19 protein-coding genes and 1 pseudogene are annotated in these 26,591 nt (G+C 73.4%); 8 read left to right on the forward strand and 12 right to left on the reverse strand.

From position 1 onward, the window contains the following. Positions 1 to 26 precede the first annotated feature (26 nt). Positions 27 to 1,649 carry a phytoene desaturase family protein gene (locus NQU54_RS07575; RefSeq protein ID WP_257630374.1) on the forward strand — a complete coding sequence of 541 codons (1,623 nt, stop codon included), beginning with the start codon at positions 27 to 29 and terminating at the stop codon, positions 1,647 to 1,649. Here the strand turns inward: NQU54_RS07575 and NQU54_RS07580 are convergent. From NQU54_RS07580 to egtA, 5 genes are all read right to left on the reverse strand, one after another. Next, positions 1,639 to 2,862, reverse strand: a complete 1,224-nt coding sequence (locus NQU54_RS07580; protein WP_257630375.1) for a transglycosylase family protein — start codon at positions 2,860 to 2,862, stop codon at positions 1,639 to 1,641. The two genes, NQU54_RS07575 and NQU54_RS07580, sit on opposite strands and share 11 nt — an antisense overlap. A 391-nt stretch (positions 2,863 to 3,253) precedes the next feature. Continuing rightward, entirely contained in the window at positions 3,254 to 4,219 is a 966-nt protein-coding gene (gene egtD / locus NQU54_RS07585; RefSeq protein WP_257630376.1) for an L-histidine N(alpha)-methyltransferase, read from the reverse strand. Beyond that, positions 4,216 to 4,971, reverse strand: coding sequence for an ergothioneine biosynthesis protein EgtC (gene egtC / locus NQU54_RS07590; RefSeq protein ID WP_257630377.1), 756 nt, complete (start codon positions 4,969 to 4,971; stop codon positions 4,216 to 4,218). Before egtC ends, egtD begins: the two co-directional genes overlap by 4 nt. Beyond that, positions 4,971 to 6,299, reverse strand: a complete 1,329-nt coding sequence (gene egtB, locus NQU54_RS07595) for an ergothioneine biosynthesis protein EgtB (RefSeq protein WP_257630378.1) — start codon at positions 6,297 to 6,299, stop codon at positions 4,971 to 4,973. The genes egtC and egtB overlap by 1 nt, the downstream gene beginning before the upstream one ends. Further along, the gene (gene egtA / locus NQU54_RS07600) at positions 6,296 to 7,561 is read right to left on the reverse strand and encodes an ergothioneine biosynthesis glutamate--cysteine ligase EgtA (protein WP_069860704.1); all 1,266 of its coding nucleotides are present in this window, start codon (positions 7,559 to 7,561) and stop codon (positions 6,296 to 6,298) included. Before egtA ends, egtB begins: the two co-directional genes overlap by 4 nt. Before the next feature lie 243 nt (positions 7,562 to 7,804). Here egtA and NQU54_RS07605 point away from each other — a divergent pair, with 243 nt between their 5' ends. From NQU54_RS07605 to NQU54_RS07620, 4 genes are all read left to right on the forward strand, one after another. Further along, a complete protein-coding gene (locus tag NQU54_RS07605; protein ID WP_257630379.1) occupies positions 7,805 to 8,809 on the forward strand; it encodes an NADPH:quinone oxidoreductase family protein in 1,005 nt (334 codons plus the stop codon). Continuing rightward, positions 8,806 to 10,011, forward strand: a complete 1,206-nt coding sequence (locus NQU54_RS07610; RefSeq protein ID WP_257630380.1) for an acyl-CoA dehydrogenase family protein — start codon at positions 8,806 to 8,808, stop codon at positions 10,009 to 10,011. Before NQU54_RS07605 ends, NQU54_RS07610 begins: the two co-directional genes overlap by 4 nt. Next, complete coding sequence (locus NQU54_RS07615) at positions 10,008 to 11,147, forward strand: acyl-CoA dehydrogenase family protein (protein ID WP_257630381.1); 1,140 nt, start codon at positions 10,008 to 10,010, stop codon at positions 11,145 to 11,147. Before NQU54_RS07610 ends, NQU54_RS07615 begins: the two co-directional genes overlap by 4 nt. 294 nt (positions 11,148 to 11,441) lie before the next feature. After that, positions 11,442 to 11,636: a hypothetical protein gene (locus NQU54_RS07620; protein WP_069860708.1), complete on the forward strand. Its 195-nt coding sequence runs from the start codon at positions 11,442 to 11,444 to the stop codon at positions 11,634 to 11,636. 59 nt (positions 11,637 to 11,695) lie between these two features. Here the strand turns inward: NQU54_RS07620 and NQU54_RS07625 are convergent, their stop codons facing one another. Both NQU54_RS07625 and NQU54_RS07630 read right to left on the reverse strand, forming a co-directional pair. Beyond that, positions 11,696 to 13,084, reverse strand: coding sequence for a family 2B encapsulin nanocompartment shell protein (locus NQU54_RS07625; protein WP_257630382.1), 1,389 nt, complete (start codon positions 13,082 to 13,084; stop codon positions 11,696 to 11,698). Positions 13,085 to 13,155: 71 nt separating this feature from the next. Continuing rightward, positions 13,156 to 14,568: a family 2B encapsulin nanocompartment shell protein gene (locus tag NQU54_RS07630; protein ID WP_257630383.1), complete on the reverse strand. Its 1,413-nt coding sequence runs from the start codon at positions 14,566 to 14,568 to the stop codon at positions 13,156 to 13,158. Between the two features lie 398 nt (positions 14,569 to 14,966). On the opposite strand from NQU54_RS07630, the gene NQU54_RS07635 reads away from it, so the two are divergent. Continuing rightward, positions 14,967 to 15,872 carry a phosphatidylinositol-specific phospholipase C/glycerophosphodiester phosphodiesterase family protein gene (locus tag NQU54_RS07635; protein ID WP_257630384.1) on the forward strand — a complete coding sequence of 302 codons (906 nt, stop codon included), beginning with the start codon at positions 14,967 to 14,969 and terminating at the stop codon, positions 15,870 to 15,872. Positions 15,873 to 15,967: 95 nt separating this feature from the next. Beyond that, entirely contained in the window at positions 15,968 to 16,456 is a 489-nt protein-coding gene (locus tag NQU54_RS07640; protein WP_257630385.1) for a GNAT family N-acetyltransferase, read from the forward strand. Here the strand turns inward: NQU54_RS07640 and NQU54_RS07645 are convergent. Continuing rightward, entirely contained in the window at positions 16,437 to 17,669 is a 1,233-nt protein-coding gene (locus NQU54_RS07645) for an ROK family transcriptional regulator (RefSeq protein ID WP_257630482.1), read from the reverse strand. The two genes, NQU54_RS07640 and NQU54_RS07645, sit on opposite strands and share 20 nt — an antisense overlap. A gap of 171 nt (positions 17,670 to 17,840) precedes the next feature. Further along, entirely contained in the window at positions 17,841 to 19,298 is a 1,458-nt protein-coding gene (gene xylB, locus NQU54_RS07650; RefSeq protein ID WP_257630386.1) for a xylulokinase, read from the reverse strand. Positions 19,299 to 19,415: 117 nt separating this feature from the next. On the opposite strand from xylB, the gene xylA reads away from it, so the two are divergent. Continuing rightward, a complete protein-coding gene (gene xylA, locus NQU54_RS07655) occupies positions 19,416 to 20,588 on the forward strand; it encodes a xylose isomerase (protein WP_257630387.1) in 1,173 nt (390 codons plus the stop codon). Between the two features lie 216 nt (positions 20,589 to 20,804). Here the strand turns inward: xylA and NQU54_RS07660 are convergent. The 3 genes and pseudogenes from NQU54_RS07660 to NQU54_RS07670 all read right to left on the reverse strand — a co-directional run. Beyond that, positions 20,805 to 21,791 (reverse strand): annotated as a pseudogene (locus NQU54_RS07660) (pectinesterase family protein); the annotation flags it as partial. Between the two features lie 508 nt (positions 21,792 to 22,299). Then, positions 22,300 to 23,673, reverse strand: a complete 1,374-nt coding sequence (locus NQU54_RS07665; protein ID WP_257630389.1) for an SWIM zinc finger family protein — start codon at positions 23,671 to 23,673, stop codon at positions 22,300 to 22,302. Then, positions 23,670 to 26,591, reverse strand: a complete 2,922-nt coding sequence (locus NQU54_RS07670) for an SCO1167/SCO6262 family helicase (RefSeq protein ID WP_257630390.1) — start codon at positions 26,589 to 26,591, stop codon at positions 23,670 to 23,672. Before NQU54_RS07670 ends, NQU54_RS07665 begins: the two co-directional genes overlap by 4 nt.

Consider the following 26,591-nt stretch of genomic DNA (forward strand, 5'->3'; position numbering starts at 1 on the left):
TCTTGCGAGGGAAGGAGGGGTACCGGATGGCCGAGGCGGATGCCGTCGTCGTCGGGTCCGGTGTCAACGGCCTCGTCGCCGCGGCGGAACTGGGTCTGGCCGGATGGTCCGTCGTCCTGGTGGAGCGCGAACAGGACATCGGCGGGTTCATCGCGACCGAGGAGCGCACCCTGCCCGGCTATCTCCATGACACCTACTCCTCATGGCATCCGTTGTTCGTCTCGGGCCCGGCGTTCGCCCGGCTGGGGGAGCTGTTGCGCCGGCATGGGCTGGAGTACCGCAACACCGATGAGTGGGTCACCGCCAGCGTGGCCGACGACGGCCGGGTCACGCTGGCGCACCGCGATCCGGAGCGCACCGCCGCGGGTTTCGCGCACGAAGCGGACAGGGGCGCGTATCTGGCCGCGCTCGGCCGGCTGGGCGGCAACATGGCGGCGATCGGCGGCCTGATGGGCGGTGAGCTCCGTTCGCCGGCCCTCTTCCGCCCCGCGGTGGCCCTGCTGCGCGGCGTCGGGCGGCAGGGCGTCGAGGAGTGGGTGCGCTCGGTGGCCACCAGCGGTCGTGGATACACCCGCGCAGGGTTCCGCGGGGACGAGGTGGACCATCTCTTCGCCCCGTGGCTGCTGCACGCGGGCCTGGCGCCGGACCATGCGTCGGGCGGGTTCCTGCTGCCGCTGCTCGCCGCCACCCTGCATGGAGCCGGGGTTCCGGTGGTGGCCGGGGGAGCGGGCCGGTTCCTCGACGCCTTCAGGTCGCTGCTGACAGCGACGGGCGTACGGGTGGAGACCGGCACCCGGGTCGACCGCGTCCTCGTCGAGCGGGGGCGTGCCGTAGGAGTGGCGGCCGGCGGCCGGCTCTTCCGCGCCCGTCGCGCGGTCCTCGCCTCGGTGACTCCCACCGCCCTGTACGGCACCCTCCTCCCGGAGGGTTCGGTCGACCCCGAAGTGCGGGACGAGGCGCGGCGATTCCGCTACGGCCGTGCCGCGATGCAGATCCATGTGGCGCTGTCCGGGCCGCCCGGCTGGCGCGACGCGCGGCTGAACACCGTCCCGCTCGTGCATCTGTCCGACGGTTCGGGCAGCACCGGTATCGCCTGCGCCGAGGCCGAGGCGGGTCTGCTGCCCCGGCGGCCCACGGTGGTCGTCGGGCAGCAGTACGTGCTGGATCCCGGCCGGGTGCCGCCCGGGGCCGCCGCTCTATGGCTCCAGTTGCAGGAGGTGCCGTTCGCCCCGCGCGCAGACGCGGCCGGTGAACTGGACACCGCTCAGGGCTGGACTCCGGCCCTGGCCCGGGGCTACGCCGACCGGGTGCTGAGCCGGATCGCCGGGCACGCCCCGGATCTGCCCGGCAAGGTTCTCGCCGTCGATGTCATCGCGCCCCCGGACCTCGCCCGGCGGAACCCCAACGCGGTCGACGGCGACCCGTACGGCGGTTCCGCCGAGCTCGACCAGAGCTTTGTCTGGCGTCCCCTGCCCACTTCCGGACGGCATGCGACCGGGATCCGCGGGCTCTGGCACATCGGTGCGTCCACTCATCCGGGGGCGGGGCTGGGCGGGGTTTCCGGGCACATGGTCGCCACCACGCTCACCAGAGGCGCACGGTTCGCCCGCCTGCCCCGGCTCGCACCCGGGCGCCGGATCAGAGGCTGACGCCGTGTGCCCGCAGATAGGCGAGGGGATTGATGTCCGAGCCGTAGCCGGGGCCGGTGCGGATCTCGAAGTGGAGATGCGGTCCGGTGGCGTTTCCCGTCGAGCCGGAACGGCCGATCTGCTGGCCGCCGTTGACGCTCTGCCCGGAGCGCACCGACAGCTGTGAGAGATGGGCGTACTGGCTGTACTTGCCGTCCGGATGCCGGATGACCACCTGATAGCCGTACGCGTCGCCCCAGCCCGCCGAGACCACCTGGCCCGAGCCCACGGCCTTGACCGAGGTGCCGATGCCCACGGGGAAGTCCACGCCCGTGTGATAGCCGCTGGACCAGCTGGAGCCGGCCGCACGGTAGGCGGTGCTCGGGCTTATGCCGCTGACGGGGGCGGTGAAGCCCGAGGAGACGACGTGCTTGGTGCTCCGCTCCCGGCTGGGCTGGGGCTTCTCGGCCTTCGGGCGCGGCGCGGGCTTCGGCTTGGCTTTCGGCTCGGCCTTGTGGTGTTCGGGTTCCGCCTTGGGCTTGGCGGTGGCCTTACCGCCCTTGAGGGAGAGCTTCTGACCGGGGTAGATCAGATCCGGATCGCCGCCGATCGTCTTGCGGTTGCTCTCGTAGAGCGCCTTCCAGCCGCCGGAGACGTCGTGGCTGTCGGCGATACCGGACAGCGAGTCGCCGCTGACGACCACATAGCGGCCGGACTTCGTGGAGGACTGTCCCGGCAGGCTGGTGGGCGTGGGCTTGTTCGCCGCCGCGGGCCGGGCCTTCTCGGGCCGCTGTGCCTTCTTGGCCGGGGCGGTGGACTCCTTGACGACCTTCGGCGCGGTCCGCGGGGCCGCGTCGTCCCGCGTCAGACCGGCCTTCGCCGAACACACCGGCCATGCGCCGGGACCCTGGCCGTCGAGCACCTTCTCCGCGATCGCGATCTGCTGGTCCTTGGTGGCCAGATCGGCCCGCACCGCATGGGCCGTGCCGCCGTACGCCTCCCATGTGCTCTGTGTGAACTGGAGCCCGCCGTAGAAGCCGTTGCCGGTGTTGATGTCCCAGTTGTCGGTGGACTCGCACTGGGCCACCTTGTCCCAGGTCTCGCCCGAGGCCGCGGACGCGCCCGCGGCGCCGATGAGTGGAAGGGCGATTCCGGCGCCGCCCGCCGTGACGCTCAGCGACGCACGGGAGATGCGGTTGGGCTTGTAACGGCGGTGGCGTCCCCGTAAGGGCATGGACGGCTCCTTCTCGTGCTGCCGGGTGCGGCGCGCTGCCGGGCGGGCCAAAGATAAGGGGGCCGATTTGGGCGCAACAAGAGGGAGTTCTCCTGGAACGAGGGCCGCAGCCCGCTGTGCTGCGACCCTGTTCCGCCGATGTGATGTGCATCACACCATTTCCGTCGGTGGTTCGAGCGGGACGCAGGGTGACCGGCCCGCCCCGGCGTACGCTCGGGCGCGGACGGTGTCCGTGCGCACCCAGCGCAGCCGCCGGCCGGGCCGCAGGGTGGCGCGGTGGTCCAGCCCGTGCCCGCCGTAAGGGCTCCGGCGGGCGGACAGGTGACCGTAAAGGAGCCGCCGCCCGGGTCCTGCGCCCCGGGCGGCGGCGTGCCGCGCGTCCCGCCGAGTATTACCGGCGCACGGCGAGCGACACCGCGAAGCGGCCCTCCGCATCGGTCCACCAGCGCCGCGACTCCATTCCCGCGGCGGCCAGTTCGGCCCGCACCTTCTCCTCCCGGAACTTGGCGGACACCTCCGTACGGACCTCCTCCCCGGCGGTGAAATGGACCGCGAGATCCATGGCCGGGATCTTCGCGGTGAGGTCCTTACGGGCCCTCAGCCGCATCTCGATCCACTCCTCCTCGGCGTTCCACACCGCCACATGGTCGAAATCGGAGGGGTCGAGGTCGGCGCCCAGCTCACGGTCGAGCACCGTCAGCACGTTCTTGTTGAACGCCGCGGTGACCCCCTGGACGTCGTCGTAGGCCGCGACCAGGGTGGCCTCGTCCTTGACCAGGTCGGTGCCGAGCAGCAGCGCGTCGCCTGGCGCGAGCAGCTCGCTCACCGAGGCGAAGAATGCCGCCCGCTCCGCCGGGAGCAGATTGCCGATCGTGCCGCCGAGGAAGGCCAGCAGCCTCGGCCCCGGGGTGTCGTCGGGCAGTGCCAGCCCGTTCATGAAGTCGGCCACCAGCGCGTGCACCGTCAGCCGTGGATGTTCGGCCAGCAGGGCCTGCCCGGCCAGCTCCAGCGCGCTCTCGCTCACGTCGACGGGTACGTAGACGCGCAGATCCGGCAGCGCCCGGATCAGGTGGCGCGTCTTCTCGGAGGAGCCGGAGCCCAGTTCGACGAGGGTGCGGGCCCCGGTGGCGTGGGCGATCTCCGCCGCGCGGGCGACGAGGATCTCCCGCTCGGCGCGGGTCGGGTAGTACTCGGGCAGCCGGGTGATCTCCTCGAACAGCGCGCTTCCCCGGGCGTCGTAGAACCACTTGGGCGGAAGCTGTTTGGGGGTGCTGGTCAGCCCGTCGGCCACATCGGCGCGCAGCGCGGCCGTGGTGGCATCGGCGGGCAGGGTGCGGGTGACGGTGAAGGGGCTCAACGGGAAGCCTCCTTGAGTGCGGTGAGCAGTACATCGGTGCGGGTGGCGGTGAGCAGGGTGCGGTCGGGGACCTCCGTCCAGCCCGGGTCCTGGTCGTACGGTTCGGAGGCGACCACCACGCCCCGGTCCGGTTCGGCCAGGTACCACAGCGTGTCGCCCCAGGCGGTGGCGGCGATGGTCTCCCCGTCCATGAGCAGCAGGTTGAGCCGGGAGCCGGGGGAGGCGCCGGCGAACCGCTCGACGGTCCCGGCCAGCGCCTCCGCGGGCTCGTGGCCAAGCCGCAGCCGGTGCAGCAACAGCGCCCAGACGAACGCCGAGTCGCACCGCGCCTCCAGGCCGAGCAGATCCGCCGGCGGCAGTGCGGCGGCGAGGTCCGCGACCGAGTGCGGCCAGTCGCGGATCGCCCCGTTGTGGCTGAACAGCCATGTCCCGGAGGCGAACGGCGAGGCCCCCGCCTCGCCGTCCGCGCTCGCCTCGGTGGCGTCCCGTACGGCGGCCATCAGCGCCCCGGTCCGCACCACGCGGGCGAGGTCGGCGAACGACAGATCGCCCCAGATGGGCCCGGCGCGGCGGTAGCGCGCGGGCACCGGGTCGCCCGGTGCGTACCAGCCGACGCCGAACCCGTCGGCGTTGACCGTGCCGTGCGCCTGCCGCCGGGGCGCCCACGACTGCCGGAACAGGCTGTGCGGGGGCGCCATGACCACGTCGCCGATGGGGACCGGCGGCCCGAGGTACGCCAGATGCCGGCACATCAGGACGCGTCCCGGGCGGTGCGGAAACCGGAGAAGATCTGGCGCCGGACCGGCAGGTCCCAGTTGCGGAACGTGCCCCGGCAGGCGACCTCGGCCACCGCGAAGGAGCCGCCGCGCAGCACCTTGTGCGACGGGCCGAAGAAGACTTCCGAGTACTCGCGGTACGGGAAGGCACGGAACCCCGGGTACGGCAGGAAGTCGCTCGCGGTCCACTCCCACACATCGCCGATCAGCTGCCGCACCCCCAGCGGGGAGGCGCCGAGCGGATAGCTTCCGGCCGGTGCGGGCCGCAGATGGCGCTGGCCGAGGTTGGCCCGGTCGGGGGTGGGATCGGCGTCGCCCCACGGATAGCGCCGGGACCGGCCGCTCTCAGGGTCGTGGCGGGCGGCCTTCTCCCACTCCTCCTCGGTCGGCAGCCGCCGCCCCGCCCAGCGGGCGTAGGCGTCCGCCTCGTACCAGCTCACATGCACCACCGGCTCCTCGGACGGCACCGGCTCCGTCACCCCGAACCGCCGCCGCAGCCACTGTCCGCCTTCGCGCCGCCAGAACAGCGGCGCGGCGAGGCCGTGCTCCTGGATGTACGCCCAGCCCTCGGCCGTCCACCAGCGCCGCTCGGTGTAGCCGCCGTCCTCGATGAACCGCAGATACGCGCCGTTGGTCACCGGCGTGGTGTCGATGTGGAAGGCCGGGACCAGCCGGTGGTGCGCGGGCCGCTCGTTGTCCAGGGCCCATGGCTCGGTCGAGGTGCCCATGGTGAACGGGCCGCCCGGTATCAGCACCTCCTCGGGCAGCGTCTCGCCGTCCGCCGGGCCGGGCGGCGGCGGGGCGGTGAGCGCGGCGGGTCCCCGGCGCAGCTGGTGGGTGATCAGCATCGTCTCGTCGTGCTGCTGCTCATGCTGCGCGATCATGCCGAAGGCGAAGCCCGCGTCGACCAGCGGGGCGCCGCGCAGCTCGATCCGCTCCAGGATGTCCAGCACCCGGCCGCGCACCTCGTGCACATAGCCGCGGGCCTCGGCGGGCGCCAGCAGCGGCAGGGTGGGCCGCTCGGCGCGCGGATGCTCGAAGGCGTCGTAGATCGAGTCGATCTCCGGGCGCAGGGCGTCACGTCCGCCGACCGCGCGCAGCAGCCACTGCTCCTCCTGGTTGCCGATATGCGCCAGATCCCAGACCAGCGGGGACATCAGCGGGGAGTGCTGGGCGGTGAGGTCGTGCTCGTCCACGCACGAGGTGAGCGTGTGGGTGCGGTCGCGCGCGGTGCGCAGCGCCTTCTCGGCGCGCAGGCGCAGGGCCTCGGGATCGATGGTGAGCTCGGAATCGGGGGCTGTCATGACCGTCCCTCCTTACCGGTGAGAGGAGCGAGCAGATCGTCGGCGGGACACCGGCCGCGGACCACATAGCGGTCGGTGAAGGCGGCGACGGCGGCGGTGATGGCGGGGGAGGCGCCGATACGGGGCAGCGCCTCCAGCGCCGTGGTGAAGCAGCTGACGGCGGCGGTGCGCAGCTCGGGGTCGGCCAGCCCGTGGCGGGCCGCGGCGCGCCACAGCGGATTGCCCGGTGCGGGGCGCGCGCCCGCCGTCTCGCCGAGCGGCTTCACCACGCGATATACCGTTTCGGCAGCCTGGGCGTCGTCGAAGAGCGCGACCGTCACGGCGAGGGGCACGATCCATCCGTCGTCACCGCTCTGCGCGTCGATCATGCGCAGTTCCAGATGGCCGCGCGGGCGCACGGGGGGAAAGAGCGTGGAGACGTGGAAGTCGAGGTCGTCGTGGGTGGGTGGCCGGGGCAGCCCCGTCCGGGCCCATTGGCGGAAGGTCACCCCGAACGGCACCGTCCAGGGCGCCTCCTCGTCCCGGATGGCCATCACGGGCGCGTCCAGCACGTAGTGGGCCCAGGCCGTGCGGGGATCCCCGCCGTCGGCCGGGGCATGGGTGCGGCCGGGGTCCATCGCCGTCCACAGCGCCTGCCGGGTGGAGCGGTAGCCCGTGGGACGGCCCTGGCGCAGCGGTGAGTTGGCGAACGCGGCGGTCAGCACCGCGCCCAGCAGATGGGCCAGCCGCCAGCGCCGTGCCATGCCGAGCGGTCCGGGCTCCTCATGCCCCGCGTCCACGCAGACCTGCACCGAGGCGGTGCTGCACATCATGGAGCGCCCGGCCGGTCCCCGGCGGTCGAAGTAGGTCTCCATGCACTCGTACCGGGGCGTGGTGAGGAACCGTCTCGGTGGGTGCCAGGGGTTGTGTCCATGACCGGCGAGGCCGAGACCGAGCCCGGTGAGGAGGGAACGTACGAGAACGAGATCGGCGGCGGCGGACTCCACACACGCGGTGAGGGAGTCGGCCGGAAGGGAGCTGAGCTCCACCTGGCCGCCGGGTTCGAAAGTGATGGCGGACCGCAGTGGCAGTCCGCGCAGGGCGGTGACCGCGGCTTCGAGCCGGGCCGCCTCGATGGGTCGTGCGGGGTCGTGCGGGTCGTACAGGAACCATTCGAGCTCGACGCCGGTGCGGCGAGGCGGCCCGGTCTTGAAACAGATGCCGTGCAGCCTGGCCTCCATCTCGGCCTCGCTGAGCGCCTTGTTGTCGGGCACAGTCGTCATCTCCCGTCCCGTTCCGGCAACGACTCGCTGGGAAACGAGTCGATATGTCGCCGTCCACTCTTTACCTGCCGACGCGCCGGGCTCAAGGGTGCGTCCAGAGTTGCACAGGAGTTCATCCACCGCCGGACGGGCAGGTCAGGATGGCTGACGGCGGCGACGGTTCCCCTTGTCGTACCGACTGGTTAGTATGTTCGATCCGGCGCGGGTACCGCGTCCCGACGATCCGTTTGTGGAGGCCACCGGATGCAGGCATGGCGAGTGCACGACAATGGCGAGCCGGGTGAGGTCATGCGCCTCGACGAGGTGCCGGACCCCGAGGCGGGACCGGGACAGCTTCTCCTGCGGGTCCGGGCCGTCAACGTCAACTTCCCCGACGCCCTGCTGTGCCGCGGCCAGTACCAGGTGCGGCCGCCCCTGCCGTTCACCCCCGGCGTCGAGGTGTGCGGCGAGGTCGTCGCCGTGGGCGAGGGCGCCGAGGGCGAGCTGGGCTCCCGGGTCCTGGCCACGCCCATGCTCCCGGCGGGCGGTTTCGCCGAGCTGGTGCCCGTGGCGGCGGACGCCGCGCTGCCCGCGCCCGACACCCTGGACGACGCCGAGGCCGCCGCGCTGCACATCGGCTACCAGACCGCCTGGTTCGCCCTGCACCGCAGGGCCCGCCTCCAGTCCGGCGAGACGCTCCTGGTGCACGCCGCCGCGGGCGGGGTCGGCAGCGCCGCCGTCCAGCTCGGCAAGGCGGCCGGGGCGACCGTGATCGGCGTCGTCGGCGGCGAGGACAAGGCCCGGGTCGCCCGCGAGCTGGGCTGTGACCTCGTGCTCGACCGGCGCGCCGACGACATCGTGGCGGCCGTCAAGGAGGCCACCGGCGGACGCGGCGCGGACGTCGTCTACGACCCGGTTGGCGGCGACGCCTTCGTCAAGTCCGTCCGGTGCGTCGCCTTCGAGGGCCGCATCGTGGTCGTCGGCTTCGCCAGCGGCGTCATCCCTCAGGCCGCCCTCAACCACGCCCTGGTCAAGAACTACGCCATCCTCGGCCTCCACTGGGGCCTGTACAACACCCACGACCCGGCCGCGATCCGCGCCTGCCACGAGGAGCTGACCAAGCTGGCCGCGCAGGGCACCGTCAAACCGCTGGTCAGCGAGCGCGTACCGATGACGGGTGCGGCCGAGGCCGTACAGCGCGTCGCCGACGGCGTGACCACCGGCCGTGTGGTGGTCGTCCCCGGGCAGGCCGACGGAGCGGCCCGATGAGCACCACCGGTCACCACGCCACTGTGGACGCCGACGAGCTGCGCCGCCGCGTCCGTGAGCTCCTCGACGCCCACCCGCCCGCCACCACCGACCGCCTGGACTTCCTGCGCGCCCGCTTCGACGCCGGGCTCGCCTGGGTGCACTACCCGGCCGGACTCGGCGGCCTGGACGCCCCGCGCTCACTCCAGGCCGTCGTCGACGCCGAACTGGAGGCCGCGGGCGCGCCCGACAACGACCCGCGCCGCATCGGCATCGGCCTGGGCATGGCAGCCCCCACCATCCTCGGCTTCGGCACCGACGAGCAGCGGCAGCGGCTGCTGCGCCCGCTGTGGACCGGCGAGGAGGTGTGGTGCCAGCTGTTCAGCGAGCCCGGCGCCGGATCCGACCTCGCGGCCCTGGCCACCCGGGCCGTGCGCGACGGCGACGACTGGGTGGTCGACGGGCAGAAGGTCTGGACGTCCAGCGCCCATCTCGCCCGCTGGGCCATCCTCATCGCCCGCACCGACCCCGACCAGCCCAAACACCGTGGCATCAGCTACTTCATCTGCGATATGACCGACCCCGGCGTCGAGGTGCGGCCCCTGCGCCAGATCACCGGCGAGGCGGAGTTCAACGAGGTCTTCCTCACCGGTGTGCGGATCCCCGACAGCCGGCGGCTCGGTGGGATCGGTGAGGGCTGGCGTGTTGCCCAGACCACCCTGATGAACGAGCGGGTCGCCATCGGCGGCGGCCGGATCCCCCGCGAGGGCGGCATGATCGGCCTGGTCGCCGGCGTCTGGCGGGAGCGGCCCGAACTGCGCACCCACGACCTCCACCAGCGGCTGCTGCGGCTGTGGACGGAGTCCGAGGCGGCCCGGCTCGCGGGCGAGCGGCTGCGCCGGCAGCTCGCGGTCGGCCAGCCAGGCCCCGAGGGCTCGGCCATGAAACTCGCCTTCGCCCGCCTCAACCAGCACATCAGCGCGCTGGAGGTCGAGCTGCTGGGCGAAGAGGGGCTGCTCTACGACGACTGGACGCTGCGCCGCCCCGAACTGGTGGACTTCACCGGGCGCGAGGCCGGCTACCGCTATCTGCGCGCCAAGGGCAACTCCATCGAGGGCGGCACCTCTGAGGTGCTGCTCAACATCATCGCCGAACGCGTCCTGGGCCTGCCGCCCGAGCCCCGCACCGACAAGGACGTCCCGTGGAAGGACCTGCCCCGATGAGCACCCCGGACCTGCTCTACTCCGAGGCGGAGGACGATCTGCGCGCGGCCGTACGGTCGCTGCTCACCGACCGCTGCCCGCCCGCCTCGGTGCTCTCCGAGGCCGAGAGCGGCCGGGCCCACGACATCGCGCTGTGGCGTGCGCTGGGCACCGAGATGGGCACCGCGGGGCTGCTGGTGCCGGACAAGCTGGGCGGCCAGGGCGCCACCGCGCGCGAGGCGGCGGTCGTGATGGAGGAGCTCGGCCGCGCCGTCGCCCCGGTGCCCTACCTCACCAGCGCGGTCCTCGCCGCCGGTGCGCTGCTCGGCTGCGACACCGACCAGGAGGCCGTGGCCCGGCTGCTCGGCGCGCTCGCCGAGGGCCGCTCGGTGGGCGCCCTCGCGGTGCCGCTGTCCACCGCGGCCGGTGCCCCCGGCGCGCCCGCCGCGACCGTACGGGCCGATGGCGACGGAACGCTCAGCGGCCAGGTCACCGGTGTGGCGGGCGCGGCGGGCGCCGATGTGCTGCTCGTCCCCGCCACCGGCGCGGACGGATACGGGCTGTACGCCGTGGAGACCGCCGAGACCAGCGTCACCGTCGAACCCCTCACCTCGCTCGACCTCACCCGCCCACTCGCCGCGGTGACCCTCACCGGTGCGCCCGCCCGCCGGCTGGCCGGGCCCGACCGGGCCGCGGCGGCCATCGGCCGGGCCCTGCTGACCGGCGCCGGGCTGCTCGCCTCCGAGCAACTGGGCGTGGCCGAATGGTGTCTGACCGAGACGGTCCGCCACACCAAGGAGCGCCATCAGTTCGGGCGCCCCATCGGCTCGTTCCAGGCGCTCAAGCACCGTATGGCCGCGCTGTGGCTGGACTTGGTCTCGGCCCGCGCCACCGCCCGGTACGCGGCCGACGCACTGGCCACGGACAGCCCGGACACACCGGTCGCGGTGGCCGTGGCCCAGGCGCACTGCGCCGAGGTGGCGGTGCGCGCGGCCGAGGAGTGCGTCCAGCTGCACGGCGGCATCGGCATGACCTGGGAGCACCCGGCGCATCTGTATCTCAAGCGGGCCAAGGCCGATGAGATCGCGCTGGGCACCCCCGGCCGCCACCGGCAGGCGCTCGCCGGGCTGGTGGACCTGGCCGCCCCTGCGGGCTGACGGCCACGCCCACTGGTTGACGGGTCGCCCTCACCGACTCACGGGCCGGGTCCGCCGAGCCCGCCGAACCGCCCCCGCTCCGCGATCATCGGCGACGTGATCGCGGAACGGGGGCCGACGCGATGTCGGAGAGGGTTCGCCGCGCCCGCTCATCGCGGAGGGGCGACCGCAGGGGAGTAACCGCACAGCAGATCGGCACCCGTATGGAGCACCAGGTGGTGACGGTCAAGGAGCGATTCTGGGCCACACTGACGGCCGGATTCCGATGCTCCGTAGTGGCCGAGGAGGCTCCCCATGGCCATTTCCATCTCCGTGGTCCTGCTGCTTCTGATCCTCGCGGTGGTCTTTCTCCGCAGCGGCGGGCTGCGCATCTCGCACGCCTTGGTCTGTGTGACGCTGGGCTTCTACCTGGCGAGCAGCAGCGTGGCGCCCACCATCTCCGAGGGGCTCGCAGCCACCGCGGACGTGGTCAGCAGCGTCCGTCCCTGAACCACGCCCGCGGTGACCGGTCCTTGTCCCGGCCGGGCTCAGTGGCGCCCTGGCCGGTCTCAGCGGCCGATCTCGACGTCCTCCAGCACACCGAGCGCGTCGGGCACCAAAATCGCCGCCGAGTAGTAGGCGGAGACCAGATAGGACGTCACGGCCTGCTCGTTGATGCCCATGAACCGGACGTTCAGACTGGGCTCGTACTCATCCGGGATACCGGTCTGATGCAGACCGATGACCCCCTGGCTCTCCTCCCCGGTGCGCATCGCCAGGATGGAGCTGGTGCCGGACTCGCTGACCGGGATCTTGTTGCAGGGCAGCAGCGGAACCCCGCGCCACGCCCGCACCGCGACCCCGGCCACCTCGACGCCCTGCGGATACAGACCACGGTCGCTGCACTCGCGCCCGAACGCGGCGATGGTGCGCGGATGCGCCAGTAGGTACTGGGTCTTGCGGCGCCGTGTCAGCAGCTCGTCCAGGTCGTCGGGGGTGGGGGGTCCGCTGCGGGTGTGGATGCGCTGGGAGAGGTCGGCGTTGTGCAGCAGGCCGAATTCGGGGTTGTTGATGAGCTCGTGCTCTTGCCGTTCGCGCAGTGCTTCGATGGTGAGGCGGAGTTGCTGTTCGACCTGGTTCATGGGTTCGTTGTAGAGGTCGGCGACGCGGGTGTGGACGCGCAGTACGGTCTGGGCCACGCTCAGCTCGTATTCGCGCGGAGCCAGTTCGTAGTCCACGAAGGTGCCCGGCAGCACCGGCTCGCCCGAGTGGCCGGACGCGACGGCGATATCGGCCTCACCGCGCCGGTTCTGAGCGGGCGCGGTCCGCTCGGAGAGCCCCTGGAGATGGTCGCGCAGCGACGCGGAGCGGTCGGCGGCCTCCTGGACGACGCGGCGGGGGAGGGTGAGCACCGTGGTCCGGGTGACGGCCCGGACGGTGAACTCCCAGGAGCCCTCCGGACCGGTCAGGACCGCGTCGCCGAAGTACTCCCCGTCGGCCAGCACCGCCATCGTGCTGCCCTCGTCATAGGCGCCGGGGGCGATCTGACGGACCTTGCCATGGGCGATCAGATACACCTGGTCGGCCGGGCGCCCGGCCTCCACCAGCACATCCCCGGGCGCGTACTCGCGCTGGACACAGCCGTCGGCCAGCGATTCCAGCACGGCGGTGTCCCCGAAGCCGCGCAGCGCCGGCAGCTCGCCCAGCTCCGGCGGGATGACCCGCACCTGTGATCCGGTGGTGATGAACTCCACCCGCCCGTCCCCGACCGTGTACGTCAGCCGGCGGTTCACCCGGTACGTACCGGCCGACACCTGGACCCAGGGGAGGACGCGCAGCAGCCACCGGGAGGAGATGGCCTGCATCTGCGGAACGGACTTGGTGGTGGTCGCCAGATTCCGTGCGGCGGCCGTGCCCAGACTCAGCGGCTGCTCACCGGACTCCACGGAGGTGGTCATATGTGCTCATCACTCATTTCGGTAGATCTTCGGGAAGGTATGCGAAGGCCATGGGCCAGGTCCGGCGGATGTCAGAGCCCGATTTCCACGTTCTCCAGAATTCCGAGCGCGTCCGGGACGAGCACAGCCGCGGAATAGTAGGCGCTGACGAGATACGAGATGATGGCCCGCTCGCTGATTCCCATGAACCGCACCGAGAGGCTCGGCTGGTATTCGTCGGGAATTCCGGTGCGGTGCAGTCCGATGACCCCCTGGTTCTCCTCCCCGGTGCGCAGCACGAGAATCGAGCTCACCCCGCTGCGGGTCACCGGAATCTTGTTGCACGGGAAGATGGGCACGCCCCGCCAGGCCGGGATCGCGTGCCCGTTCACCTCCGCGGGCTGCGGGGAGATGCCACGGCTGTTGAACTCGCGGCCGATCGCCGCGATGGCGCGCGGATGCGCCAGGATCAGCCCCGGGTCCTTCCACACGGTGGCCAGCAGCGCGTCGAGGTCGTCGGGGGTCGGGGGTCCGCCGCGGGTGTGGATGCGCTGGGAGAGGTCGGCGTTGTGCAGCAGGCCGATCCCGGGGTTGTTGATGAGCTCGTGCTCCTGGCGTTCGCGCAGTGCTTCGATGGTGAGGCGGAGTTGCTGCTCGACCTGGTTCATGGGTTCGTTGTAGAGGTCGGCGACGCGGGTGTGGACGCGCAGTACGGTCTGGGCCACGCTCAGCTCGTACTCGCGCGGCGCCAGTTCGTACTCCGCGAAGGTGCCCGGCAGGACCGGCTCGCCCGAGTGGCCCGAGGCCAGCGCGATGGCCGACTCCCCGTGCTCGTTCCGCTCGGTCTCCGGCGCCGAGCGCACCCCCTCCACATGCGCCCGCAGCCCCGGTGAGCGGTCCAGCTGCTCCTCGAACTCCCGCCGGGGCAGGGCAAGCACCGTGCAGGACGTCACGGCCTTGACCGTGAAGCCCCAGGCGCCCGCCTCGGCGGCGGTCAGCTCCGGCTCGCCGATGTGGTCGCCTCCGGCGGCCGAGCCGACCACCGAGGGCTCGTCGAAGGCGCCCTCGGTCACCTTGTCGACCTTGCCGTGGGCGATGAGGAGGAGCTCATCGGCCGGGCGCCCGGCCTCCACCAGCACATCGCCGGGCGCGAACTCCCGCTGGGCGAAGCGGTCCGCCAGGGCCCCCAGCACCGCGGTGTCCTCGAAACCGCGCAGCAGCGGCAGCTCGCGCAGCTCGACCGGGATGACCCGCACCGCGGACCCGGTGGTGGTGAACTCCACCCGGCCGTCGCCGAGGGTGTGGGACGCCCGGCGGTTCACCCGGTAGGAACCGCCCGGAACCTGCACCCACGGCAGCATGCGCAGCAGCCACCGGGAGGTGACGCCCTGCATTTGCGGAACGGATTTGGTCGTCGTCGCCAGATTCCGCGCGGCCGCCGTGCCGAGACTCAATGGCGGCTGCGAAATTTCGGTACCGGAACCCGGTTCAACGGACGTCGTCATCGTGAATGCTCACCCATCCCTGTAACGGACCTCGAGGAGAAATTCCGCCCGAGCAACTGCCAAGCTATCAGCGGACTTTGGGTGGTGCATTCACTCAAAAGAGTGCCCGGGCGATGGTTATGCCGACCGCCGCGGACGGGTAAACCCTTCGAATGCGCCGCGGGCCGACGGGTGCCGTGGCCCCGCCCGTTCACCCGGTGTCCGCGCATCCGCCCGGCACCCCTCGTGGGCAAGCGCCGCGGCCACCGCCCCGGCACCTCGGGAACGGCGAGGAAATGGCCGGGGACCACCCGTGGAACTCTTCGCACAGCACTGCCTTTTGGGCGTCCGGCAGCCCGATACTCACAGCGTCATCGTGCGTATCCGGCACCGCGCCGGGACGAGAGCCGGGAGGCCCCATGGTCCGCCGTACACGCCGTGCCTTTGTCGTCGCCCTCGGAGCCGCTCTCGCGGGCGGCGCGGCCGCGCCCGCGTTCGCCAGCACATCCGTATCGCTCGGCAACACCTCCGCCTCGCGCGACGTGGCGAAGGACGGCTCGAAGCCGAAGCGGCCGCTGGCCAGAGCCCACGCCCACAACGACTACGAGCACCCCCGCCCGCTCCTCGACGCGCTCTCCCACGGCTTCGGCAGCGTCGAGGCCGACATCTGGCTGGTGGACGGCCAGTTGCTGGTCGCGCACGACGCCACCGATCTCGACCCCACCCGCACCCTGGAGTCGCTCTACCTCGACCCGCTGGCCCGGCGGGTGAAGGCCAACGGTGGCCGGGTCTACCGCGGTTACGACCTGTCGCTGCAACTGCTGATCGACATCAAGACCGCCGGGGAGCCCACCTACCTGGAGCTGACCAAGCGGCTGCGCCGCTACGGCCCCCTGTTCAGCGCCGCCTACGGCGGGGTCGGCGGCCGGGTGCGCCGCGGCCCGGTGACGGCCGTCATCTCCGGCGACCGCGGCGCGCGGGCCCCCATGGAGGCCGAGAAGGTGCGCCACGCCTTCTACGACGGGCGTCTGGAGGATCTGGGGTCGGGTGTGCCGGCCTCGTTCATCCCGCTCATCAGCGCCGACTGGACCAAGAGCTTCACCTGGACGGGGGCCGGTCCGATACCGCGGGCGGAGCGCGAGACGCTGCACCGCCTCGTCGCCTCCGCACACGACGCCCGGCAGACCGTGCGTTTCTGGGCCACCCCGGACGTGGCCGGACCGGAGCGCGACGCCCTGTGGCGTGAGCTCCTGGCCGCCGACGTGGACTACCTCAACACCGACGACCTGGCGGGGCTGGAGGCGTTCCTGCGCGCGGCCCACTGACGCCGCGCGGGGCGGCGGCCGGGCGGCGGCCGGGGGCGGCGGGGCGCGGGGAAAACCGCTCGCGTGCCGCCGCCCCGACCGCCAAGCTGGCCCGCATGCTCATCAGGACCGCCACCGCCGAGGACTGGCCCGCCATCTGGGCCTTCCTGCGCCGAGTCGTCGCCGCAGGCGAGACCTACAGCTACCCCCGCGACCTGGACGAGGACCGGGCCCGCGACATCTGGATGCTCGAGCCCCCGAGCCGTACCGTCGTCGCCACCGACCCCGACGGCGCGGTCCTCGGCTCGGCCAAGATGAACCCCAACCACATGGGGCCCGCCGCGCATATCGCGGGGGCCAGTTTCATGGTGGCCCCCGAGCACGGCGGGCGCGGTGTGGGCCGGGCCCTGGGCGAGCATGCCCTGGAGTGGGCGCGCGCCGAGGGCTACACGGCGATGCAGTTCAACGCCGTGGTGGAGAGCAACACCCGGGCGGTGGCCCTATGGCGCTCACTCGGCTTCGAGGTCATCGGCACCGTCCCCAAGGGCTTCGACCACCCCACGAAGGGCTATGTGGGGCTGCACATCATGCATCGCTTCCTCTGATCCCGGGCGGCTCCGCGGCCCCGGCGGGGTCCCTGAACCCCGCCGGATCGTCGAGGACCGCCTGCACCACCGAGTTGGCCGCGCCCAGGAGCGGACCGTCCGCGCCGAGCCGGGAGACGGTCACCGCCCCGCTGCCCGGACGGGCCGGGTCGGCCACCCGGCGGCCCAACTCCCGCTCCAGGGCGGGCAGCAGCCAGGGCGCCAGCGGGGTCAGCGCGCCGCCGAGCACCACCTTCTCCGGGTCCAGGAGGTTCACCGCGCCCGCGAGGGCGATCCCGAGCGCCGCGCCCGCGTCGCGCAGCGCACGCCGCGTGGGCTGATCGCCGATCGCCGCCCGCACGGCCAGCACGGCGATACGGCCGCCGGGGCCCGGGTGCTCGGCCGCGGCCTCCTCGGGGGACAGTCCGCTCGCCCGCAGCACCGCCTCCTCGCCCGCGTACTGCTCGAGACAGCCGCGGCCGCCGCAGGCGCACTCGGGCCCCTCGGGGCGCACCGGGACATGGCCCAGCTCGCCCGCGAAACCATGGGTGCCGCGCAGCAGTTGTCCGTCGAGCACGACCGCGGCGCCGATGCCGATCTCGGCCGAGACATGCATGAAGTCCTGGGGCGCCGGTTCATGGCCGCCCCGCCACAGCTCGGCCAGCGCGCCCAGATTCGCCTCGTTGTCGACGGTCACCGGCAGACCGGGCAGCGCCGCGCGCAGCTCGGGGCCGATGTCCACCCCCTCCCAGCCCAGGTTGGGGGCGCGCACGACCAGCGACGAGTCCCGCGCCACCAGACCGGGCACCGCCACCGCGAGCCCCACCGGCCGCAGCCCGCCCAGCTCCGCCTCCGCCGCGACCTGCCGGACCAGGGCGGAGAGCTGGGTGAGCACCGGGGCCGGCGCACAGTCACGGTTCGCCGACGCGGCCTCCGTACGGGCCCGGACCCGCCCGGCGAGGTCCACCGCGCACACCGCGAGATGGTCCACCCCGATCTCCGCGCCCAGTCCGGCCGGACCGTGCTCGTTGAGCTGCAAGGCGCTGCCGGGGCGGCCGACCGTGCCGGGCCGGGAGGGGCCCAGCTCGACCAGCAGCCCGTCCCGGATCAGCTCGTCGACGAGTGTGGAGACGGCGGCCCGGGTGAGCCCCACCCGGGCCGCCACCGACGCACGGGACAGCGGGCCGTGGGCGGCCACGGCGTGCAGCACGAGGGAGAGATTGCGCCGTCGCATCGCCTGCTGGGTGTTGGGCAGTGGCGCTGCCACCTGAATTCGCCGCCTCTCGTCCGATCGGCCGATCGGCCGATCCGCTCATTGTGCCGGGCCGGTACGACACCGGGCGGCTGGTACGACATCGGTGCGGCCGGTACGACACGGATGCGCCCGGCCGCCGCCGTACGGCGCTCAGGAGTGGCGGAGCAGGCCGTCCGCGCTCGCCAGCACCTGGGAGTGCCGCTCCATCGCCGCCTCGTCGCGGGGCACCGGACCGTAGGACGGCCCTTCGGCGGTCGACCAGCGCCGTGCCACCGCCGCCGGGTCCTCGCCCAGCGCCAGCCCCGCGGCCTGCGCGGCGGCGCCGAGGGCGACCAGTTCCTCGGCCCGGGGCACCCGCACCGGGCGTCCGCTCAGCCGCCGGACCGTCTCCCGCCACGCCGTGCCCTTGGCGCCGCCGCCGATGAGCAGCAGCGGGGCGTCGGGCGCGGCGTCCGCGTCCAGTACCTGGTCCAGCGCGGTGAGCAGGGCGAAGACGGCGCCGTCGTAGGCGGCCTGGAGCACCTGCCCCGGTGTGGTGTCGTGCCGCAGACCGTGCAGCAGCCCCGAGGCGTGCGGCAGATGGGGGGTGCGCTCGCCGTCGAGGAACGGCAGCAGCACGGCCGAGCCGCCCGGCTCCACCGCCTCGCGGTCGCGGCCCAGCAGCGTCGCGATCCGGTCGACCGCGAGCGTGCAGTTGAGGGTGCACGCCAGCGGCAGCCAGGCGTCGCGCGTGTCGGCGAACCCCGCGACCACCCCGGTGGGGTCGGTGGGCCGGTGGGCCGAGACCGCGTAGACGGTGCCGGAGGTGCCCAGGCTGAGCACCGGCTGCCCCGGGCGCAGGCCGAGCCCCAGGGCGGCCGCCATGTTGTCGCCCGTGCCGGTGGCCACCAGGGCGCCGGTGGGCAGCGGTAGATCGGGCAGCTCCCGTACGGTCCCGGCGGCCTCGCCGTGGCGCAGCACACGCGGCAGCAGCTCGGGGGAGAGCCCGACCCGGTCCAGGATCTCCTCGTCGTAGGACTCGGTGCCCGAGGCCCACCAGCCGGTGCCCGAGGCGTCGCCGCGGTCGGTGGTGCCGTAGCCGGTGAGCCGCTCGGTGAGGTAGTCGTGGGGGAGCCGGACGGCCGCGGTGGCCCGGGCCGCCTCCGGCTCGTTCTCCCTGAGCCAGGCCCATTTGGTGACGGTGAAGGCGGGCGCGGGCACGCTGCCCACCCGCTCCGCCCATGCCTTCGGGCCGCCCAGCTCCTCGATGAGCCGGTCGCGCTGCGGCGCGGAGCGCACGTCGTTCCACAGCAGGGCGGGCCGCACCGAGCGGCCCGCGGCGTCCAGGGTGACCAGGCCGTGCTGCTGGCCGCCCACGGAGATCGCGGCCGCCTCCCGGGCCGGGGTCCCGCATTGGCGCAGCGCCTCGGTCAGCGCCTCCCACCACTGCTCGGGGACGGACTCCTTGCCGGTGCCGTCGCTGCCGCCGCCGACGGTGTGCGGGGCCTGCCCGCGGGCGACGACCTCGCCGGTCGCGGAGTCGACGACGAGCGCCTTGGTCGATTGCGTGGAGCTGTCCACGCCGACGACGAGTGGTCCTTGTGGCACGGGTACGGCTGCTGCTGCCATCTCGCGCTCTCCCTTGCGTCCATGGGTCGTGCGGTGTGCGGGTGAAACAGGGCTTCCCCCGAATGCTCGCGCATACTAATTTGTAAAGTGCCATGACGAAATAGGCGAGGAGCCGCCATGAGCTACAACCCCACCCCCGAGGACAGGTTCACCTTCGGACTGTGGACCGTCGGCTGGCAGGGTCGGGACCCGTTCGGGGACGCCACCCGCCCCGCGCTCGACCCCGTGGAGTCCGTGACCCGGCTCGCCGAGCTCGGCGCGTACGGCGTCACCTTCCACGACGACGACCTCATCCCCTTCGGGGCCTCCGAGACCGAGCGCGAATCGCATATCAAGCGCTTCCGCCAGGCCCTGGACGCCACCGGTATGCGCGTGCCCATGGCCACCACCAACCTCTTCACCCATCCGGTCTTCAAGGACGGCGGCTTCACCGCCAACGACCGCGATGTGCGCCGCTACGCGCTGCGCAAGACCATGCGCAACATCGACCTCGCCGTCGAGCTGGGCGCCCAGACCTATGTGGCCTGGGGCGGCCGCGAGGGCGCGGAGTCCGGCGGCGCCAAGGACGTGCGCGCCGCGCTCGACCGGATGAAGGAGGCGTTCGACCTGCTCGGCGCCTATGTCACCGAGCAGGGCTACGATCTGCGCTTCGCCATCGAGCCCAAGCCCAACGAGCCGCGCGGCGACATCCTGCTGCCGACCGTCGGCCACGCCCTGGCCTTCATCGAGCGGCTGGAGCGGCCCGAGCTGTACGGGGTCAACCCGGAGGTCGGCCACGAGCAGATGGCCGGGCTGAACTTCCCGCACGGCATCGCGCAGGCGCTGTGGGCGGGCAAGCTCTTCCATATCGACCTCAACGGCCAGAACGGCATCAAGTACGACCAGGACCTGCGGTTCGGCGCCGGCGATCTACGGGCCGCCTTCTGGCTGGTCGACCTGCTGGAGACCGGTGGCTACGAGGGTCCGCGCCACTTCGACTTCAAGCCCCCGCGCACCGAGGACATCTCGGGCGTCTGGGCCTCGGCGGCGGGCTGCATGCGCAACTACCTCATCCTCAAGGAGCGCGCGGCCGCCTTCCGCGCCGACCCCGAGGTCCAGGAGGCGCTGCGCGCCTCGCGCCTGGACCAGCTGGGCCGGCCGACCCTCGACGAGGGCGAGACCCCGGCGGCGCTGCTCGCGGACCGCACCGCCTTCGAGGACTTCGACGTCGAGGCGGCCGCGGAGCGCGGTATGGCCTTCGAGCGCCTCGACCAGCTCGCCATGGACCATCTGCTCGCCGCGCGCGGCTGACCGGAGTCCGGCCGTCGGTCCCGCCCCCGACGGGGCCGACGGCTGGGGCTCACCGGCTCCGGACTCCGGGTCCCGGCCGCCCAGAGCTCCGGCTCCCGGGTGGTCAGGGCTCCGGCTCCCGGGTGGTCAGGGCTCCGGCTCCCGGGTGGTCAGGGCTCCGGCTCCGGCCGCCCGGGGTTCAGCGCCCGGCTCCTCGAGGCTCCGGCTCCTGGCCGCTCAGGACGACGGCTGCCAGCCGCCGAGCCAGTCGGCGATCTCGTAGTCCGCGGCCTGGGCGCCGGTCAGCTGCGGCCGGTCGGCGCTCGCCGCACCGGAACCGGCGCCGGTGTTCTTGTACTCCGCGAAGCGGTCGTCCTTCCAGGAGAAACCGCTCATGTCTGTCCATGGCGTGGTCTTGATCGCCGCTGACAGATCCGTATTGCGAACGATCGCCTGCGGATCGAGGCTGGCGTCGCCGCCCGCGTGCCAGGGACGGCCGAGGTAGCACGACCGGCTGCTGACATCCCCGGTGATGTTGCTGTTGATGAATAGGAACCCCTTCTTCCCGGCGGCCGTGGAGGGCGCCGCGACATAGCCGCCGGAACTGCCGTCGTAGCGCTTGACGAGCCGGATCGCCGACTTGTCGATGACGGCGGAGGCACGGCCGAAGATGAAGTCGACGTTCCCCTGGATCCAGGCGTTGTTGATGTATACCCGGCCGACCTTGTCCTTGCCCGCCGAGTCGAGCAGCAGGGTGTCCTGGTCCCCGACCGCCCCGATGTTGTCCAGGACGATCCGGTCGCCCGCGGTGCGCAGCGCGACCGCCTGCTTGTCGGTGATGCCGCTGCCGGCCTCGTTGAAGTCGTTCACGAATTGCAGGTTGCGGGCCTGGAAGTCATCGGCCTCGACGGCCACGGTCGCGCTGCCGCTGGTGCCGTAGGTGCCGCCGCCGGGCTTGGGGGTGCCGGAGGCGTTGTTGTAGACGATGGTCACGTCGTTCTTGCCGCTCGTGGTGCCCGCCAGTCGGATATGCGGCTTGTTGGCGGGTACCTTCACCGTCTCGCGGTAGGTACCGGGCTTGATGGAGATGGTGACGGCGGACGGGTTGTTCGCCGGTACCGCGTCGACGGCCGCCTGCACGGTGGTGTAGTTCCCGCTGCCGTCCTTGGCCACCACGAGGGTGGCCGCCGCGGCCGTGGGCGTGGCGGCATGGGCCCGGCCGCCGTCGCCGGGCCAGTCGGCGGCCGGGGCGGCGGCGAGCCCGACACCGGTGGCCAGAGCCAGGGAGCCGATGAGCGGAGCGGGGCGCCGCCGGGGGCGCCGTGGGCTGAGGGTCATGGTCGGTGACTCCGTCCCGTGGAGGCGTGCCGAGGGATTGACGCCTTACGGTCTCCACGGCCCGGTCAAAGGTTGCCGCCCGGCGGCCTTCACCGAGGCTGGATCTCCCGGCTCGTCCGCCGTCGCCGCCGCGTGGGAGGCCGGAAGAGGTACGGCCGAGGCGGACTCGCGGCCCTGACCCCGCTCCTCCCTCACGGCGGTCCCGCGTTGCCCTTACGGCGGCCCTGCGTTGCCCTCACGGCGGTCCTTCGCTGTCCTCACGGCGGTCCCGCGTTGCCCTTACGGCGGGGCCCGCTCCTTACGGGTGGGCCCGCTTCCTACGGGCGGCGCCGGGTCGCTCCTCCTCGCCCGTGGCCGGTGGCGGAGGGGACGCCGCCACCGGCCGTGCGCCGCGTCAGCTCTCCGGGCCGGGCATCGCCAGCGCCCCCGCCGGGTCGTGTCCGGCCGGGCCCGCCGGCCACCAGCGGCCGCGTTCCCTGCGGTACGGCCACCAGCGGCCGTCGCGGCCGTAGCGCACCTGGAGATCGGCGCCCACCACCGTCCAGCGGTTCCCGGTGGCGCGCAGCCGGGGCGCCCGTTCGTCCTCCTCCCAGGCGGCCGCGAGCTGGGCGCGGGCCCGCGCGAGGGCCTCCGCGTCCGGCGTCCACTCGTCCTCCAGGACGGTGAGCGCGGCGGCCCCGCCGTGCTCCCAGGCCCGGACGGCGCGCGCCAGATCGGTGCGGTCGCGCCCGCAGCCCGCCGCGAGCCGCGAGGCGATCGGGCCCGGGGGACCGGCGGCGGTCAGCCGCACCGTGTCCTCCCACACCGTCAGCGCGGCCGGGACCGGGGTGGTGGCGTGGCCTGGCGCGAGCGCCTCGGCCAGCAGTCGCTGGGCGCGTACGGCGGCGTCCGCCGCCAGGAACTCCAGCGCGGCGACGTCCAGCCCCTCGGCCGGGTCCGTGCCGCCCGCCAGCGCCGGGGGACGGCCGGGCGCGGCGACGGCGGGCGGGGGCGCGGGCAGCGGCGGCGGACCGGGCGCGGCGAACGCCTCCCGCGCCGGTACGCCCTCGGGAACCGGGGGAGCGGCGTCCTCCGCCGTCCTCGGAAGGTGCCGGGCGGCCCGCGCCGCGCTGCGCACCTGGAGCTCGTCCAGCAGCTCACGCTCCCCGCGGCCACGCATCAGGAGCAGCACATACGGGTCCTCGTCCAGCAGCCGGGCGAGCTGGTAGCAGAGCGCGGCGGTGTGCGTGCAGTGGTCCCACGCCTCACAGCCGCACTCCGGCTCCAGATCGCCGATCCCCGGCAGCAGTTCGACGCCCACGGCCGCGGCGTCCTCGGCCAGCTGCGGGGGCATGTCGCGGTCCAGCAGGGCGGCGATATGGCCGGAGCGGTCCACGACGACCTCCAGCAGCCGCTCCCACTCCGCCCCGGTGAACTCGCGCAGCAGCACATCGGACCGGTAGGGCGTGCGGTCGCGGTCCCGCACCACGGCGGTGATCCGGCCCGGACGTACGCACACCGCGCCCACCGCTCCCTCGCGCGCCTGCTTACGGCCGCGCCTCAGCTGCTCCCCGTCCAGCGCCGTGTCCTCCAGGGCCTTCAGCCACTCCTGGCCCCACCAGGTGCGGGCGAAGCCGCGGCCGCGGGCGGGCGGCAGGGCGGCGAAGGTGCGCTCGGGACGCGCGCCGTCGCCGGCGGCCCAGTCGGCGTGGCGGCCGTCGTCGGAGCCGGGGTCTCCGGGGCCGTCGTCCCCGTACGGTTCGTCGTCGATGTACTCGGCACGGCTCATCGTTCGCTCCCCCTCAGCTCCACGAGCTCCGCCAGTTCGGCATCGGTCAGTTCGGTCAGCGCCCCCTCGCCGGAGCCGAGCACGGCGTCCGCCAGCTCCCGCTTGCGCGTCAGCATCGCGGCGATACGGTCCTCCACGGTCCCCTCCGCGATGATGCGGTGGACCTGCACCGGCTGGGTCTGGCCGATGCGGTACGCGCGGTCGGTGGCCTGCGCCTCGACGGCCGGGTTCCACCAGCGGTCGTAGTGCACGACATGCCCGGCCCGGGTGAGGTTGAGCCCCGTACCCGCCGCCTTCAGGGACAGCAGGAACACCGGGACCTCGCCGTCCTGGAAGCGCCGCACCATCTCCTCGCGCCGCGCCACCGGCGTACCGCCGTGCAGCAGTTGGGCCGGCACCCCGCGCGCGGCCAGATGGCCCTCGAGGATGCGCGCCATCCGGACGTACTGGGTGAAGACAAGGACGGCGGCGCCCTCGGCCAGGATGGTGTCCAGCAGCTCGTCGAGCAGCTCCAGCTTGCCGGAGCGCCCGGGGATCACCGGCCGGTCCTCCTTCAGGTACTGCGCCGGGTGGTTGCAGATCTGCTTCAGACCGGTGAGGAGCTTGACGATGAGCCCGCGCCGGGCGAGACCGCCGGTGCCGGAGATCTCGGCGAGGATCTCGCGCACCACCGCCTCGTAGAGCCCGGCCTGCTCCTTGGTGAGCGCCACCGCCCGGTCCGTCTCGGTCTTCGGCGGCAGCTCGGGGGCGATTCCGGGGTCGGACTTGCGGCGCCGGAGCAGGAAGGGGCGGACCAGTTTCGCCAGCCGCGCGGCGGCCTCGGGGTCGCTTCCGCTCTCCACCGCCTGGGCGTAGCGCGTGCGGAACGCCCCGTGGGTGCCCAGCACTCCCGGAGTGGTCCAGTCGAGGATCGCCCACAGCTCCGAGAGGTTGTTCTCGATGGGGGTCCCGGAGAGCGCCACGCGGGCCTTCGCGCCGATGGTGCGCAGCTGCCTCGCCGTCGCCGAGAACGGGTTCTTCACATGCTGCGCCTCGTCCGCGACCACCATGCCCCACGGCCCGGCCTCGGCCAGCCGCTGTGCGTCGAGCCGCATCGTGCCGTAGGTGGTGAGGACGAACTCGCCGTCCGCGAGGCCGTCCAGGCTGCGCGCGGTGCCGTGGTAGCGGCGCACCGGGGTGCCCGGCGCGAACCGCTCGATCTCGCGCCGCCAATTGCCCATCAGCGAGGTGGGGCAGACCACCAGCGTGGGCCCGGAGGCTTCGGGGACGTCCATACGGTGCAGATGGAGGGCGATCAGGGTGATGGTCTTGCCGAGCCCCATGTCGTCGGCGAGACAGCCGCCGAGGCCGATCGAGGTCATACGGACCAGCCAGTCCAGGCCGCGCAGCTGGTAGTCGCGCAGTGTGGCGGCCAGAGCGGCGGGCTGGGGCACGGGCGGCCGCCCGGCGCCACCGGTCCCCTCGGGGTCGGCGAGCTGGTCCCGCAGGGCCTCCAGCCAGCCGGTGGGCCGCACCTCCACATCGGTGCCATCCGCCTCCGTGCGACCGGTAAGGATGGCACCGAGGGCGGCGGCGGGGGTGAGCTTACGGTCATGACGCTCCCGGGCGCGGCGCGCCGCCTCGGGGTCGAGGAGGACCCATTGGTCGCGCAGCCGCACCACCGGCCGGCTGGCCTCGGCGAGCCGGTCGAGCTCGGCGCGGGTGAGCTCCTGGTCGCCCACGGCGAACCGCCAGCTGAAGCGCAGCAGCGCGTCGGCGGAGAGAAAGGCGGGGAACCGGGGTCCGGTGTCGTCCTGGGCCTCGTCGTCGTCCGGGCCGATGACGGCGCGGGCGGTGAGCCCGCGGGCCAGCTCCCTGGGCCAGTGCACCTGGACCCCGGCGGCGTCCAGCGCCCCGGCCGCCGGGCCGAGCAGCTCGGCCACCTCCTCGTCGGTGAGGTCGAGGGCGTCGGGCACGGCGGCCGACAGCAGTGGGGTGAGCGGCGCCCAGGCGCGGACCGCGCGCCGCAGGGTCAGCAGCGCGTCCATACGGGCGCGCGGTCCGAGGGCCGGGGCGATGGGCGAGGTGCCCGCCCAGACGTCGGCGGCGTCCGCGACCAGCGCCGGGTCGGTGAGGCTGTGCAGCTGGAGTACGGCACGGAAGCTCGGCCCGTCCGCCTTACCGTCCCCACCGCCGCCGTACAGCAGCTCGATACGGACCGAGACCCGCACCCCCGCGTCGTGCCCGGCGGCCACGTCGGCGGCCCAGGCGCGCTGTTCGGGCAGCCGCCGTGGCGCGGTGGCGGCGAAGGCGGGGCCGCCCGCGGCCAGCGCTGCGGCGGGCGAGCGCGGCAGCCCGTCCGCCACAGCGTCCAGGAACGCGCGCAGCTGCCGCTCGGGCTCGGGCAGCAGCACCGGGCCGGAGGCGGGCAGCGGGGTCGCGTGCGCGGTGGGCGGCATGGCGGCGGCCAGCTCGCGCACCCGCGTCAGATCGTCGGGGGTGAGCGGGCCGACGCGCCAGGCGTCGTGGTCGGTGGCGGTGAGCCCGGGCAGCAGCCTTCCGCGGGCCGCGAGTTGGAGGGCGAGTACGGCGGCGGCGCCCCAGAAGGCCGTGGCGGGGTCGCACTGCCCGGGCCCTGCCTGTGCGGCCCGCACCCGGGCCCGGGTGAGCACCGGCAGCGCCTCGGCCAGGGGGAGCACGAGCGCTCGTACGGTACGTGTGTCGATGTCGGTGGGGGTGGGGCCGCCGTCGGGATCGTCCACCGGGACGACGACCGTCAGCTCCTCGGCGGAGCCGGTGGCGGGGCCGGAAGGGGGCGCGCCGTCCGGCCGCCAGAAGGCGATGCGGCCGGTGCGTGCCGGGTCGCCGGGAAGGAAGACCGCGGTGCAGCGGCAGAGTTCGGCGATGTCGGAGGGTGTTGCCGCGGAGGGTGGTGTCAC

Source organism: Streptomyces malaysiensis subsp. samsunensis, from assembly GCF_024519315.1.
GTDB lineage: Bacteria > Actinomycetota > Actinomycetes > Streptomycetales > Streptomycetaceae > Streptomyces > Streptomyces malaysiensis.

Excerpts from the sequence above, each read along its gene's own strand:
- NQU54_RS07575 (WP_257630374.1), top strand. The coding sequence starts at position 27 with ATGGCCGAGGCGGATGCCGTCGTCGTCGGGTCCGGTGTCAACGGCCTC.
- NQU54_RS07580 (WP_257630375.1), bottom strand. The coding sequence starts at position 2,862 with ATGCCCTTACGGGGACGCCACCGCCGTTACAAGCCCAACCGCATCTCC.
- egtC (WP_257630377.1), bottom strand. The coding sequence starts at position 4,971 with ATGTGCCGGCATCTGGCGTACCTCGGGCCGCCGGTCCCCATCGGCGAC.
- egtB (WP_257630378.1), bottom strand. The coding sequence starts at position 6,299 with ATGACAGCCCCCGATTCCGAGCTCACCATCGATCCCGAGGCCCTGCGC.
- egtA (WP_069860704.1), bottom strand. The coding sequence starts at position 7,561 with ATGACGACTGTGCCCGACAACAAGGCGCTCAGCGAGGCCGAGATGGAG.
- NQU54_RS07605 (WP_257630379.1), top strand. The coding sequence starts at position 7,805 with ATGCAGGCATGGCGAGTGCACGACAATGGCGAGCCGGGTGAGGTCATG.
- NQU54_RS07610 (WP_257630380.1), top strand. The coding sequence starts at position 8,806 with ATGAGCACCACCGGTCACCACGCCACTGTGGACGCCGACGAGCTGCGC.
- NQU54_RS07615 (WP_257630381.1), top strand. The coding sequence starts at position 10,008 with ATGAGCACCCCGGACCTGCTCTACTCCGAGGCGGAGGACGATCTGCGC.
- NQU54_RS07620 (WP_069860708.1), top strand. The coding sequence starts at position 11,442 with ATGGCCATTTCCATCTCCGTGGTCCTGCTGCTTCTGATCCTCGCGGTG.
- NQU54_RS07625 (WP_257630382.1), bottom strand. The coding sequence starts at position 13,084 with ATGACCACCTCCGTGGAGTCCGGTGAGCAGCCGCTGAGTCTGGGCACG.
- NQU54_RS07630 (WP_257630383.1), bottom strand. The coding sequence starts at position 14,568 with ATGACGACGTCCGTTGAACCGGGTTCCGGTACCGAAATTTCGCAGCCG.
- NQU54_RS07635 (WP_257630384.1), top strand. The coding sequence starts at position 14,967 with ATGGTCCGCCGTACACGCCGTGCCTTTGTCGTCGCCCTCGGAGCCGCT.
- NQU54_RS07640 (WP_257630385.1), top strand. The coding sequence starts at position 15,968 with ATGCTCATCAGGACCGCCACCGCCGAGGACTGGCCCGCCATCTGGGCC.
- NQU54_RS07645 (WP_257630482.1), bottom strand. The coding sequence starts at position 17,669 with ATGCGACGGCGCAATCTCTCCCTCGTGCTGCACGCCGTGGCCGCCCAC.
- xylB (WP_257630386.1), bottom strand. The coding sequence starts at position 19,298 with ATGGCAGCAGCAGCCGTACCCGTGCCACAAGGACCACTCGTCGTCGGC.
- xylA (WP_257630387.1), top strand. The coding sequence starts at position 19,416 with ATGAGCTACAACCCCACCCCCGAGGACAGGTTCACCTTCGGACTGTGG.
- NQU54_RS07665 (WP_257630389.1), bottom strand. The coding sequence starts at position 23,673 with ATGAGCCGTGCCGAGTACATCGACGACGAACCGTACGGGGACGACGGC.